Source organism: Hymenobacter polaris (genome assembly GCF_012927305.1).
GTDB lineage: Bacteria > Bacteroidota > Bacteroidia > Cytophagales > Hymenobacteraceae > Hymenobacter > Hymenobacter polaris.
This window is the reverse complement of record NZ_JABBGH010000002.1, coordinates 1318593-1332402: the sequence shown is the minus strand read 5'-3', so window position 1 is coordinate 1332402 and position 13810 is coordinate 1318593. Positions and strand designations below refer to the sequence as shown.

Annotated in this window: 11 protein-coding genes; 7 read left to right on the top strand and 4 right to left on the bottom strand. The window is 57.1% G+C overall.

The annotated features are described in order from the left end of the window. The first annotated feature begins 74 nt into the window (after positions 1–74). From HHL22_RS15750 to HHL22_RS15740, 3 genes are all read left to right on the top strand, one after another. Positions 75–533, top strand: coding sequence for a nucleoside deaminase (locus HHL22_RS15750; RefSeq protein ID WP_241738113.1), 459 nt, complete (start codon positions 75–77; stop codon positions 531–533). A 145-nt stretch (positions 534–678) separates the two neighbouring features. Beyond that, positions 679–1290: a superoxide dismutase gene (locus HHL22_RS15745; RefSeq protein ID WP_169532292.1), complete on the top strand. Its 612-nt coding sequence runs from the start codon at positions 679–681 to the stop codon at positions 1288–1290. 176 nt (positions 1291–1466) lie between these two features. Further along, positions 1467–2741, top strand: a complete 1275-nt coding sequence (locus HHL22_RS15740; RefSeq protein WP_169532291.1) for a nucleoside permease — start codon at positions 1467–1469, stop codon at positions 2739–2741. A gap of 162 nt (positions 2742–2903) precedes the next feature. Here HHL22_RS15740 and HHL22_RS15735 read toward each other — a convergent pair whose 3' ends face one another. Beyond that, complete coding sequence (locus tag HHL22_RS15735; protein ID WP_169532290.1) at positions 2904–3311, bottom strand: nucleoside-diphosphate kinase; 408 nt, start codon at positions 3309–3311, stop codon at positions 2904–2906. A 210-nt stretch (positions 3312–3521) separates the two neighbouring features. Between HHL22_RS15735 and HHL22_RS15730 the strand changes: the two genes are divergently transcribed. The 3 genes from HHL22_RS15730 to HHL22_RS15720 all read left to right on the top strand — a co-directional run bounded on the left by HHL22_RS15730 (position 3522) and on the right by HHL22_RS15720 (position 6888). Then, on the top strand, positions 3522–4586 hold the full coding sequence (locus tag HHL22_RS15730) for a DHH family phosphoesterase (protein WP_169532289.1): 1065 nt from the start codon (positions 3522–3524) through the stop codon (positions 4584–4586). Positions 4587–4709: 123 nt separating this feature from the next. Further along, positions 4710–5771, top strand: a complete 1062-nt coding sequence (locus HHL22_RS15725; RefSeq protein ID WP_169532288.1) for an FKBP-type peptidyl-prolyl cis-trans isomerase — start codon at positions 4710–4712, stop codon at positions 5769–5771. A 76-nt stretch (positions 5772–5847) separates the two neighbouring features. Continuing rightward, positions 5848–6888, top strand: a complete 1041-nt coding sequence (locus tag HHL22_RS15720) for an FKBP-type peptidyl-prolyl cis-trans isomerase (RefSeq protein ID WP_169532287.1) — start codon at positions 5848–5850, stop codon at positions 6886–6888. Positions 6889–6981: 93 nt separating this feature from the next. Here the strand turns inward: HHL22_RS15720 and HHL22_RS15715 are convergent, their stop codons facing one another. Further along, a complete protein-coding gene (locus tag HHL22_RS15715; RefSeq protein WP_241738112.1) occupies positions 6982–9432 on the bottom strand; it encodes a TonB-dependent receptor domain-containing protein in 2451 nt (816 codons plus the stop codon). A gap of 575 nt (positions 9433–10007) precedes the next feature. Further along, positions 10008–11102 (bottom strand): exostosin domain-containing protein, encoded by a 1095-nt coding sequence (locus HHL22_RS15710; RefSeq protein ID WP_169532285.1) that lies wholly within the window; start codon positions 11100–11102, stop codon positions 10008–10010. Positions 11103–11882: 780 nt separating this feature from the next. Between HHL22_RS15710 and HHL22_RS15705 the strand changes: the two genes are divergently transcribed. Beyond that, positions 11883–12743, top strand: coding sequence for a hypothetical protein (locus tag HHL22_RS15705; protein ID WP_169532284.1), 861 nt, complete (start codon positions 11883–11885; stop codon positions 12741–12743). Between the two features lie 240 nt (positions 12744–12983). On the opposite strand, the gene recO is transcribed toward HHL22_RS15705, so the two are convergent. After that, on the bottom strand, positions 12984–13706 hold the full coding sequence (recO, locus tag HHL22_RS15700; protein WP_169532283.1) for a DNA repair protein RecO: 723 nt from the start codon (positions 13704–13706) through the stop codon (positions 12984–12986). Positions 13707–13810: the final 104 nt, after the last annotated feature.

Genomic DNA, 13810 nt, shown 5'->3' with positions numbered 1-13810 from the left:
GCATCTCTACCGCGTCGTTGTTCGGTAGAGATGCTTCGCGGGGCTCAGCATGACGTTCTTTGTATATTCCGCCAATGCCTTTGCCACCCATGCTCACCGACGAGTATTTTATGCGCCAGGCCCTAGGGGAGGCGCAGCAGGCGCTGGCGGCGGGCGAAATTCCGATTGGGGCCGTGGTGGTGCTGGCGGGCGAAATAATTGGGCGAGGCCGCAACCAAACCGAGCAATTGCGCGACGTGACGGCCCACGCCGAGATGCTAGCCCTTACAGCCGCCGCCAACCGCTTGGGCAATAAGTATCTCACCCACTGCACCCTGTACGTGACTGTGGAGCCCTGCGTGATGTGCGCCGGGGCCAGCGCCTGGGCCCAGGTGGGCCGGCTGGTATTCGGGGCCGACGAGCCCCGCACCGGCTACCGCCGCCACGCCCTGGGGCTGCTGCACCCGCGCACCCAGGCCCTAGGGGGCGTGTGCGCCGAAGAGTGCGCGGTGCTGATGCAGGCGTTCTTCGCGCAGAAGCGCGGGCTGGGATAGTGCGCATCGAGTGCCGGATGGCGCTATTGCCCAACCAACTGATGGCCAGCAGGTAGACGCCGGCAACTAAGCTGCGCCGTAACCTCAACTGCTGGTTAGGGGTTATAGCAGGGTCACATTGATTTTACCTTAACTCACCCGCACCATGGCTTTCGAACTGCCCAAGCTGCCCTATTCCTACGACGCCCTCGAACCCACGTTTGACGCGCAAACCCAGGAGATTCACCACACCAAGCACCACCAGGCCTACGTCACTAACCTGAACGCCGCCATCGCGGGCACCGAGTTTGAGAACCAGAGCCTGGAGGAAATTCTGCACAACATTGCCAAGGCTACGCCGGCCATTCGCAACAACGGCGGCGGCCACTGGAACCACTCGCTGTGGTGGACCATTCTGAGCCCCAACGGCGGCGGGCAGCCTACCGGTGCCGTGGCCGACGCCATCAACCAGTCGTTCGGCAGCTACGACAAGTTCAAGGAGGAGTTCACCAAGGCCGCCACCACGCGCTTCGGCTCGGGCTGGGCTTGGCTGTGCAAGGTGGCCGACGGCTCGCTGAAAATCTGCTCGACGCCCAACCAAGACAACCCGCTGATGCCCGATGCCAATACCTGCGGCGGCACCCCCATCCTGGGCCTCGACGTGTGGGAGCACGCCTATTACCTCAAGTACCAGAACAAGCGCCCCGACTACATCGCCGCCTTCTTCAACCTCATCAACTGGGACGAGGTGAACAAGCGCTTCGACGCTGCCAAGTAGCCTTAGGCACTTTTCCTAGGCCCACTCAGCCTGCCAAACGCCCGCCTGCCCTGCGCAGACGGGCGTTTTTGCGTGGGGCGCCAGCCGCCGGGGCGTAACGCAGGCGTCATATTTCTGGCGGGAGTTTTTGTATCTTTAGCAGCAAAAGCGTCCTTTTTTCTTTTAAGCCGAGCCCCATGAGTATCAAGTTGCGCCTGACTGTGCTGAGCTTCTTGCAGTTTTTTATTTGGGGCGCGTGGCTGATTACGATTGGCGCGTACTGGTTTCAAACCAAGCAGTGGTCGGGGGCGCAGTTCGGGGCCATTTTCTCGACCATGGGCATCGCGTCCATCTTCATGCCCTCGCTCATGGGCATTGTGGCCGATAAGTGGGTGAATGCCGAAAAGCTCTACGGCGCGCTGCACCTGCTAGGCAGCCTCACGCTGTGCGCCATCCCGTTCGTCACCGACCCCGGCGTGTTCTTCTGGGTTATCCTGCTAAACATGATTTTTTACATGCCCACGCTGGCGCTATCCATTGCCGTGTCGTACTCGGCCCTCAAAAGCCAGGGCCTCGACGTGGTGAAGGACTACCCGCCCATCCGGGTGTGGGGCACGGTAGGCTTCATCGCGGCCATGTGGACGGTCACCTTCCTGGGGTTCGAAAAGTCGGCCAACCAGTTTTACGTGGCCGCCGGCGCGGCGCTGCTGCTGGGCTTCTACGCGTTCACGCTGCCCAAGTGCCCGCCGCCCTCGTCGGGCTCATCGGGCCGCTCGCTGGTAGATGCCCTAGGGCTCAAGTCGTTCGCCCTGTTGCGCGACCGCAAGCTGGCCACCTTTTTCCTTTTTGCCCTGCTGCTCGGGGCCGCTTTGCAGCTCACCAACGCCTACGGCGACACCTTCCTGCACGACTTCGACAAGATTCCGGCTTACCGCGACACGCTTTCGGTGCAGCACCCGGCTTTTATCATGTCAATTTCGCAGATTTCGGAAACGCTCTTTATTCTGGCTATTCCGTTCTTTTTGCGGCGCTTCGGCATCAAGCAGGTAATGCTATTTAGCATGATTGCCTGGGTGTTGCGCTTTGGCCTGCTAGCCTACAGCAACCCCGCCGATGGCCTATGGATGATTATTCTCTCGTGCATCGTCTACGGCATGGCCTTCGATTTTTTCAATATCTCGGGTTCGCTATTCGTCGAAACCCAGACCCAGCCCAGCATCCGGGCCAGCGCCCAGGGCTTGTTTATGATGATGACTAACGGCTTTGGCGCCGTGCTAGGCAGCTCCATCAGCGGCCTCGTTATCCAGCACTACTTCACCGACGCCAGCGGCAACAAGGACTGGCACGGCATCTGGCTGGCCTTCGCCGGCTACGCCCTCACCATTGCCGTGCTGTTCGTGTTCCTCTTCAAGCACAAGCACGAGGCGCAGCCCCAAGAAGCCGCCTACTCCGAGCCAGCGCTAGCAGCCTAAGCTCGGCAGTATAAAAAGAGCACAAGAGTTCCATCCCTTCCGCCTGCTAGGGCACAAAAATACCCGCCTGATTGTCAGACGGGTATTTGCTTTTTAAGCGAAAATCTGCTTAGCCAGCCCGCATCGCGAGCGCGCTTGTGAAATCCGTTGCGTCAATTAAATCTACGATTTAAAGAAAAACGCACCCTCAATTTGGGCGTTCTCGTCCGAGTCGGAGCCGTGCACGGCGTTGGCCTCGATGCTCTTCGCAAATTTTTTGCGGATGGTGCCTTCCTCGGCGTTGGCCGGGTTGGTGGCGCCGATGAGGGTGCGGAAGTCTGCCACGGCGTTATCTTTTTCGAGGATGGCGGCCACGATGGGGCCGCTCGACATGTACTTTACTAAGTCGCCGTAAAAAGGGCGCTCTTTGTGCACGGCGTAAAATTCGCCGGCGCGCTCGGGCGTCAGGGTTACTTTCTGAAGCTCCACGATACGGAAGCCGCCGTGCTCAATCATGGCCAAAATGTCGCCAATGTGCTGGTCGGCCACGGCGTCGGGCTTAATCATCGTGAAGGTGCGGTTGGTTGCCATGCTTTTTTTCGAGGGTGTAAAAGGGGAAATGATGGGCTTGGGGGCGCAAAGGTAGGCTAAGCAGCGGGCTGGCAACTTCGATGAAGGCGAACCTTACCCCTCGGGTTGCGTGTTGAAACCCAATTCGTGCCGAACTTTGTCGGCCCGTTTTTATGCCGGCCGGGCGCCGGTCGTTGTTTAGTTCGCATTCGTAGGTCAGTCACGCTGTCGATGTTTCCTTCCGTCTCCGAGTTGCAGAGCCTACTGGCCGAGCCCAAACAGATATTTATCACCACCCACCACAAGCCCGACGCCGACGCGCTGGGCTCGTCGCTGGCCTGGGCCACCTACCTTAAAAAGAAGGGCCACTCCGTGACGGTCGTCACGCCCTCCGACTACCCGGCCTTCCTCAACTGGATGGCGGGCAACGACGAGGTGGTGGTGTATGAGCCGCGCCACAACGACCGCCAGGTGCGCGACCTGGTGCACCGGGCCGACCTGCTCTTCTGCCTCGATTTTAACTGCCTAGGGCGCATCAATGAGCTAGGCGAGTACGTGCGCACGGCGCCGGGCTACAAGGTGCTCATCGACCATCACCAGCGCCCCGAGCACTTCGCCGACCTGGCCTACTCCGATGTGCAGGCGGCGGCCACGGCCGAGCTGATTTTCGAGATTATTCGGGCCCTCGGCGACCAGGACCTCATTGACCGCGGCATGGGCGAGGCGCTCTACGCAGGCATCATGACCGACACGGGCTCGTTTCGGCACCCCAGCACCTCGCGCAACGTGCACCTCATCATCGCCGAGCTGCTCAACGTGGGCATCGACTTGGCCGCCGTGCACCGCCGCATCTACGATTCGCACTCCGAAATTCGGCTGCGCTTCCTAGGGTACATCTTGAAAGATAAGCTGGTGGTGCGCCGTGAATTCAACACCGCCTACATTGCCGTGACGCAGCAGGAGTTGCGCGACTACGAAAGCAAGACCGGCGACACCGAAGGCCTGGTCAACTACGCGCTCAGCATCGAGGGCATCGTGTTGGCGGCCGTGTTCATCGACCGCGGCTCGGCGGTGAAGATTTCCTTCCGCTCGGTGGGTGACTTTTCGGTGGCTGATTTCTCGCGCGCCCACTTCGACGGCGGCGGGCACCACAACGCCTCGGGTGGCGTCAGCTACCAGCCGCTCGATGCCACGGTGGAGCGCTTCGTGGGGCTGCTTCCGCAGTACCAGGCCCAGCTGGTGAGCACCCCGGTGCCCGAGCCGGTGCCGGTGGTAGTTGCGCCGCCGCTGGCCTAACTTTGAATTTCGAATGTAGAAGATGTGTAAATGTGAGAGATGTGAAAATTACCAGCTCATTTTCACATCTCTCACATTTACACATCCTCCGCATTTCCCACATTTCATTTTCAATCTGTTTTCATGCAGTTTACTTTCCGGCCCGGCGTGGCCCGGCAGCTGGCCCTGGCGGCTGGCGCGCTTAGCATTGCTTCCCTCGTTTCGTCGTGCAACAGTGGCGGCGACTTTGCCAAAACCAAGTCGGGCATTGAGTACAAGCTTTTCAAAAAGGATGGCAGCAAGTACACAGCCCGCACGGTAGCCAACGGCGAAGACCCTACTTTTAAGGACCGCCAGGGCAAGTTTTTGCTGGCCCACGTCACCTACCTGACCGGCAAGGACTCGGTGCTGCAAAGCTCGCGGCAGCAGCTGCAAAATCATCCCGTACCCCTGCCCCTGATGGCGGCCACCCGCAAAGGCGGCCAGGAGGAGGCTCTAGCCCTGGTGCAGCCCGGCGACAGCGCCGTGTTCCGCTTCCGCGCCGACTCGCTCTTCAAAGGCCGCCCGGTGCCGGCCGAGCTGAAGCGCGGCGGCAACTACCTGGTAATGCAGGTAGTGGGCGTGAAAGTAATTGACCAGGCCGAGGCCATGAGCATGCAGCAGGAGCTGCAGCAAATAGCCATGGCTGAGCAGCAGCGCCAGATGCGCGCCTACGCCGCCGACCAGGACAAGAAAGACGAGGTGACGCTGCAGGACTACATCAAGAAAAACAACCTGACGGCCGCCAAGAAAAGCGCTACCGGCAGCGGCGTTTACATCCTGACTACCCAGCCTGGCACCGGCCCCGATGCCAAGCCCGGCCAGCTCGTGACGGTAAAATACCGCGGCACGCTGCTCGACGGCAAGGAGTTTGACTCGAGCGCCAAGCACCCCGGCCAGCCTGACTTCTCGTTTGCCGTGGGCCGCGGCCAGGTTATTCCCGGCTGGGACGATGCCCTGACGCAGCTCAGCAAAGGCGCTAAGGCAACTATTCTGGTGCCTTCGTCGCTGGCGTATGGCAAGGCTGGCTCGCCGCCCGCCATTCCGGCCAACTCGCCGCTGCGCTTCGATATCGAGGTAGTGGACATTAAGGACGCCCCCAAGATGCCGGCGGGCGCCATGAACCCGGCTGCCCAGGCTCCCACCTCGGCCCCGGCGGGCCAGTAGCCAGCTGCCCTAGCCCCTTTTGTTGCCGCCACGCCGTTTTGGCGTGGCGGTTTTTTTTACCCGTAATTCTCGCGCCATGAAGCGTTTTTTGTTAGCTTTTCTTTCCTTGGTGGCCCTAGGGGGCACCGCCCAGGCCCAGGCGCCGGCCACTGGCTTCGAGCGCCTGCCCAGCGGCACCGAGTACCAGCTGTTTCGGCGGGCGCCGGGTGGTGGCTACCAGCGCCGCCCGCTGGTGGTGCCCACCGACTCGGCCTATAGCACCCGCCAGGGCAAGTTCTTAATGGCCCACGTGGCCTACCTCACCGGACGCGACTCGGTGCTGCAAAGCTCGCGGCAGCAGCTGAAGAACCAGCCGGTGCCCGTGCCGCTGCAGCCCGTGCAGCGCAAAGGTGGCCCTGAGGAAGCCATGTCGCTGCTGCTACCCGGCGACAGCGCCGTGTTCCGGTTCGGGGCCGACTCGCTGTTTAAGGGCCGCCCGGTGCCGGCCGAGCTGAAGCGCGGCGGCAACGCGTTGGTAATGCACGTTACGGCCGTAGGGCTGGTGACGCAGGCCCAGGCGATGGCCGCCATGCAGCAGATTCAGCAGCAGGCGCGGGCCGAGCAGGAGCGCCAGGCCAAGGCCCATGCCGCCACCCAGCTACCCAAGGACAACGCTGCCATCCAGGCCTATTTGCAGGAATATAAGCTGGCGTCCGTGGCCAAGAAGACGCCCGGCGGCACTTGGTACGTCATTACCAAGCACGGCACCGGCCCGCTGCCCACGGCCGGCGAAACGGTGCGCGTGAAGTACCGCGGCACGGTGCTGGCCACGGGCAAGGAATTCGACTCGAGCGACAAGCACGGCGGCACGCCGTTCGACTTCAAGCTGGGTGCCGGCCAGGTTATTCCGGGTTGGGACCAGGGCATTGCCGCGCTGCCCAAGGGCAGCAAAGCCACCCTGCTCATTCCTTCGTCGCTGGCCTACGGCGAGCGTGGCGCGGGCGCCGACATTCCAGCCGATGCGCCACTGCGCTTCGACGTAGAGCTGCTCAATACCACCAGGCCAGCGGCCAGCAGCCCCGCCAGCAAGGGCAAGCCGGCCGTTAAAAAGGCGAGTCCCGCGGCCAAGAAAAAGTAAGCCGCCCGGTATTTCGGCGCGTCCTCCTAGGGCTTATTCCTAACGCCAGGCTGCAGTAGCCTGGCGTTTTGCGTTTTTGATTACCATTGGTTGCTACCGGCTTTTCAGGTCGTCGTTGCTGGCCTTTTTGTGGGGGCGCGCTGGGTCTTCCTGGCCGAAGCGGTAGTTGAAGCTGAGGCGCAAGGAGCGCTGGTAGGTGCGGTACTCGGTGCGCTCGTCGAGGAACGCGGTGGCAAGGCTGCTGCGGTTGGGAAACGAGTCGGTAAAGGGATTGGCCAGGTTTAGCACCAGGTCGGCCTGGTCGCCGAACACCGTTTTTTTGACCCCTAGGGTGTAATACAGGCTGGCCGAGCCCTGGCCCTGCAGGGTGGGCGCGGGCAGGGCGGCCGCCAGCGACGCCTGCGCGGTGAGCTTGCGGGTGAAGTGGTACGAGGTATCCACGTTCATGCCGGCCGAGAAGCCGCGGCGCAGCAGTTCGCGGTCGGGGCTCAGAAATACCACGTACTGCGCGTTGGGGCCGCCGCTGACTTCCCAGCGCTGCGTGAACTTGGCCGTGCCGTAGAGGGTGAGCTGGTAATAGGTGGTGGCCGCCACGTTGGCAAAGGTTTGGGCCGTGACGCCCGGCGTGCTGGTGGGCAGGCGCACCGCCTCAATAGCGCGGCCGGTGTGGCGCACCGCGCCCGTTAGCAGCAGCGTGGCGGTGCGCATGCCGGTAGCGTAGCTGGCCTCGTACGCATCGGTTAGCTCAGCCGCTAGCGTGGGGTTGCCGTAGGTGATATTCTGCGGATTGGAGCGGTCAACAAATGGGTTGAGAAAGTCGATGGATGGGCGGGTAATGCGGCGGCTGTACGCCAGGCGCAGGCTGCTGGTATCGCTAAAAGCGTAGCGCAGGCTGGCACTGGGTAGCGGCGAATAGTAGCTGCGGGGCGGCAGGCTGCCCCCACCAGCCCCAAAGTCAGCCTCGTCGGCGGTGCGCTCCAGGCGGGCCCCTAGGGTGGCCGTTAGCTGCTTACCCGGCGCCGTAGCATAGCTGGCGTAGGCGGCTTGCACTTGCTGCTGGTAGCTGAAACTAGTGCCCCGGCCCGGCAGCGGCGCCAGCCCCAGGGCTTGGCCCGGCGCGCTACCCGCTACCTCGGCCACCGAGCCCGTGCGCCGAAAAATAGCTTTGGTGCCCACCTCCAGGGTGCTTTTGGCGCCTAGGGGCTGGGTGAAGTCTGTTTGGGCGGTAAGCTCGCGGCTGGGGGTACGGCCCTGGCTACGCTCGCGGTAGTCGGCCTGGGCGGGATTCAGCGGCGCGCGCGAATTGGTATACTGGTCGAAGCCATACCCTGCGGTGCCGGCCGTGGCGGCGTACTGGCCCAGCACGCTCCACTCGCGCCGGGCCCGGGCGAAGGTGCGGGTATAGGTGCCCGTAAGCTCGGTGCCGAGGCTGCCCACGTAGTCAGTAGTAGCGCGGGTAAAAAGCTGATTAACTGCCGCATTTGCCGACGACAGCTGACTAAGCAGGGCGCGCTGCCCCTGGGCCTGGTAGCCGCTCAGCACCGCCAGCAGGGAGAAGCTGTGGTGCGCGGCTAGGTCGTAGTCGAGCCCTAGGGAGGCGTTGTACCAGGTGCCGGTATTCTGGCGCCGGCCGCTTTGGGTAAGCGTATCGGCCGGGCCAGTACTCGTAAAATCCAGGCGGCGGCGCGTTAGGAAGTCGGGCTCGCGCCAGCCGCCGGCCCCCACCGCCAAGGTGCTACCCACCTTACCGCGCTTCCAGCCGAGGGCGGCCGTGGTTTCGCTGCTTTGGTTGCCGCCGCTGGCGCCAAGGCGCCCGTTCAGCGCCGGGCCCGTTGCTTTTTTGAGCACGATGTTGACCAGGCCCGCCGTGCCTTCACCGTCGTTCTTCGCCGAAGGGGTAGTTACTACTTCCACACGCAGGATTTGGTCGGCGGGCAGGCTTTTCAGGGCTTGAGCCAGGTTTTGCGTGAGCGCCGGCGCGGGCTTGTTGTTAATCAGCACCTTGAAATTGCCCGAGCCACGCAGGGTTACGCTGCCGAGGTTATCCACGGCCAGCAGCGGGGTGTGGCGCAGCACATCCTGGCCGGTGCCACCAGCGTTGCCTACGTCCTGGCTGGCGTGGTACACTAGGCGGTCGGGCTGCACTTCTACCAGCGGCCGGGTGCCCACCACCACGGCTTCGCCTAGCTGCTGGGGCGCGGGCACCAGCCATATGAGAGCTAGCGCCACCGGCTCCGCCACCACTACTTGCTGCTGGTGAGTGGCATAGCCTACCAGGCTTACTTGTAGGCGAAAGGTGCCCGGCGCCACTGCCAGCGTAAAGCGGCCCTGGGCATCGGTGCTGGCACTGGCGGCTGGTGGGCCCGCCAGCGCCCCCTTGGGCCACAAAACCACCGTGGCAAACGCTACTGGCTGCTGGCTCGCCGAGTCGCGCACGCTACCAGTTACGGAACTGCTTAGGCCTTGGGCAGCCGCAACTTCGCTAAATAGCGCCAGCAGCAGTAGGCTAAGCAGGCGAATAAGGCAACTCCGGCTGCAATTCATTGTGCATGCTAGTGGGGTGAGGCCCTACAGAAGCGCCCGGCCGCCTAGGGGTTGCACTGCCACGCTGCCCTAGGGCGGCGGTACAAGCGCCTTTGCGCGCCCTAGCCCCCCAGCACCTCGCTGAGCACTTCCAACGATTTTATTTCGCCGAAGCCTTCCAGGTGCAGCTGGTAATAGCGCAGCAGCACGGCCAGCAGCTCGCGGCGCACGTGGCCGCTGGGGATGGTGCTGGTGGCGGGGGCGTGCAGCAGCTGGTCGAAGTACTGGTCGAACTCGCGCAGGCGCAGCTGCTGCGGGCCGCTGCTGTAGCCGCAGGGCTACCGTAGTAGCCTTAGCATATTAACTAAAACTGCAGCCGACCAGACTGGCTTTAGCGGCGCACCTGCTGAGTGCAAAACTAGTATCGCTACTTTCACTTCCTGAAATAGCAAATAGCAACGGTTAGCAACCAATTGGTTACAAGTCGGTTGACACTTAAATTAGTCTTCGGAAGGCAACTATATGAGTAAAGAACAGCGTCTGCCTCACTACTAAAATAGAGGTGTACCTTCTTCTACATACTAAATATTCTTACTTCAAGAGTTTATTAGCAGGTGTAGGTTTTTAAAAAAGCCCGTCGGCGACAAATACTCTTCCCAAACATTTCTTAATCGCTTCTGCAAAGCTATAAAATCTTCATCTGAAATAGAACGATGAAAGTTTGCCACTACTTCATCAATCCTATCCACATCTTTTTCAGCTACCCAGACGCACAGTTCTCGCCAATTAATTACGCTATCATACGGTAAAACACTGTCAGTATCTACAAATACAGGTATTCTACCGCAACAGATAGTCTCAAAGAATCTGATAGAATTATTCCCTATACCTCGCACGCACAGTGTATAATCACTATTTAATATATTTTCTACAAAAATTCTTCTAAAATCAGCATTTGATTCTGTTACCTTACCAGAATTAAGCCCACTAGGTCCGAATGCAAAATTACTTTTTAATACAAAATTAGGAGCGATTTTAGAAGACCTTTGCAATCCAATTATTGCCCTTGCCCGGTATGAGTGAGATATCTTATCTGGATACTTTTGAATTAATCCAAGGTAATTTGTAATTAATTTTATTCCACTAATTATTTTTTCTTTTCCAAAAGATACATTTAAAGGCGGAGCATAACCACAAAAACCTATTACGGGAGTAATACCCCTAGAACGAGGTATTATATTACCTTCAGTATATTTTTTTAAAAAATCTTCAAAAAAATGAGGCCATGATTGTTCATTATTTGCCTGCGATGACTTATCAATAGCACTAGTAAATACAATAGAATTTTTAATAGTAATGGCTACATTTGCAACATCATGACCAGCAAATATTAATAATTTTTTGTTAGCCTTGCCAACTTTATCTAAAAAATCTTGAATACTTTCTTCAAAAGAGCGTCTATTAGCTGATAAGTCATAATATATCGGCAACAAACAGGCATCACACTCCTCGATAGAGGTTAATTCTATAAAATTTCTACCAAATTTGATATAATCATCAAACCTACCGGCTTCAACTATTCTAGATTCTTGCTTAGCTATATCGTCAGACATAAATGGTATAAGCATCTGCACATAGCGGCCAATTTTTAGCAGACTCAAATCCGTATATAACTTAAATTTATTTTTCATGTTAACCAAAAAATACTTAAATTTATTTTCAATATAGGCAAAGGTAATTACACACAAACTCACAAAACAAGTTCTTCACTAAATCTCTTCGATAAATCAACAATCAGATACTTACCTAACTAATAAATTTATCATATTCTTTGAATCATCAAAACTTTGCTAGTTTATACCAAAGCGCTTCAACAGCCAAGGATTAGGATATATTTTACGGCAGGCACTGTAGTAGCGACGGTTGCTTTATAGCTTTAATCAGGATTTAGTTAATGTTGAGTTTGGAAGCCTAATAAAGCTCGCATCCGACAAGGTGCCTTCTGTTACCAAACACCGGGCTTGTTCTTATTGCCAAAGCACACTGCGCCACTTAACAAGCCTGAACTAGCAGCGAATAAGATTATTTCAACCGTTTAGTAGTAAGTAACTAGAAAAGGATGGTTTGTGTGCTAAATCTCTATTACCCTTTGTGTAAAGGGAGGCAAACAATGACTGTGACTGCTACCCTACTTTAGCCTATCTGATGCAGGATGGCCAACTTATTTTCTTATCGAAGTACAATAGCTATATTTGGGCTAATAAAACATGCAACAGTACTTCAGTAGCAAATGCAGTATTAAATAATATTTGCTTTGCACTGCACAGCGAAATAGGCTTGACACTGACAGATATTAATATATTGCTGCATAAACCAAAAAATTTTATTTATCAAGTGCTTTAAAAAGTCTTAATAATTTTATCCGCAACTTAAAAAAGTTATTTTAATAACAAATAACCAACCAGAATCTTATGAAACAAATAAACTATACAGGTCAAGTATGGATATGCTTTTTTGGCATGAACCGCTCATTGTCAAAAACCCAAGCATCAATACAACAGAATATACTCGACCCCTTAATAAAACTAGGTTGGCGCTACCATACTTTAGCGGCATTCATGCATATCAATGGCAACTTTTCAAACCGACATTCCGGAGAGGAAAATGTGAGTATTGAAGTAAATGGTCATGAAAAATTAGGCATAAACTTATACAAGCATATAAAACAGGATTTGTTCGACTACAGCTTTGATTGGGATTCAGTCAATACGCATGGTGACGCATGGGGTGACGACTTTCAAAGCACCAAAAATCTTTGTAGGGCACTCCATAGCCTAGAAAAAGTAACAGAATTTTGGCACGGGCAAGCAGGACCAAATGATTTATTTATTTACCTACGTCCAGATATGATTTATCATGACCCCTTTCCCTTTGAAGAGTTTGCGCGGAAACTGCAGCAGCACGGAGAAAAACTGTTGATTACTCCTGATTGGGCGCTTTACAATGGGCTTAATGACCGCTTTGCCATAATGGGGCGAGCAGCAGCTGAAACTTACGGCTTTCGCCTGCAACTTATTTCTGACTATTTTAAGCAGCTAAAGTCTCCACTGCACGCTGAAAGACTACTCAAATTTGTTGCAGAAAAAAACCATCTTCGTTTTCAAGGAAACTTTACAGAAATTAGAGCTTCACGAGTAAGGGCTAATGGGGCGGTAGTACATGAAAGCTTCGCTCCCCAATCGAGCTTGTTAGCTAGAATACTGACTAGGATTAAGGGAAAAGAGAATGTGGAGAAGGCCAGAGCCGTAAAATTGCCTTACGGCGGGTTATAGCTGTGCTTGCTAGGGAATGTAGCCAGGATAGGTTTAGGCAACAGAAATACTTGCTGGCGGCAGTTCTACTACCTGTGGCCAAGCTGTAGCTACTGCCGAAGCAGGACGCTGCTGCATAGAGCCCGCCCCCAGCGATGCCTGTGCAGCAACTCGCGCAGCCAAACCTTGCTTGCTTTATGCTTAGCAGTGGGGTTACCACAGACGCCTGACACCTAGGGGCGAGCGGGGCACTTGGCAGGCCTAGCCAGCGAGCACCTCACTGAGCACGTCCAGCGACTTGATGTCGCCGAAGCCCTCCAGGTGCAGCTGGTAGTAGCGCAGCAGCACGGCCAGCAGCTCGCGGCGCACCTGGCCGCTGGGGATGGTGCTGGTGGCGGGGGCGTGCAGCAGCTGGTCGAAGTACTGGTCGAACTCGCGCAGGCGCAGCTGCTGCGGACCGCTGCTGTAGCCGCTGCCGCCCGCGGGGCCGGCCATCATCAGCTGGTCGGTGAGCTCGGCGCCGCTCGTGATACCGAAGCCCAGGTAGCCCGCCAAGTGCAGCAGAAACAGCAGCGCAAAGTTTTCCATGCCCACCTCCTGCTCGTCAAAAGCCAGGATGGAATCGTGCAGGAAGCGGAATAGCGGCAGGTTTTCTTCTTCTTCGCGCACGGCCTTGCTCAGCACTTCGCTCAAGAAAAGCGCCACGCTGCTCTTGCGCACATCGTAGGGCAAGGAGCGGAATGGCTCGGCGCAGCGAAACTCGGACAAACGGGTGAGGTCGGAGCCCTGGCGCGGCACGTAGGCCACCAGTTCCAGCAGGGTAAGGGGCTGGAACAGGGCGATGCGGCCCGGCGGCTTGGCCTTGCGCACGCCGTTTACGAGGTAGCTCTGCACGCCGCGCCGCTCGGTGTATACGCGGGCAATAATGCTGGTTTCGCGGTACTTGAGGTAGTTAAAAACGATGCCGTGGGTTTTGATGAGCATGAGGCCTAGGGGAAATAATAATTGAAAATGAAGTGAAAGAACGTCATGCCGAGCGCAGCGAAGCATTTCGCTCGCGCCGTTGGGATGACCCTAGGCGGCGCGGT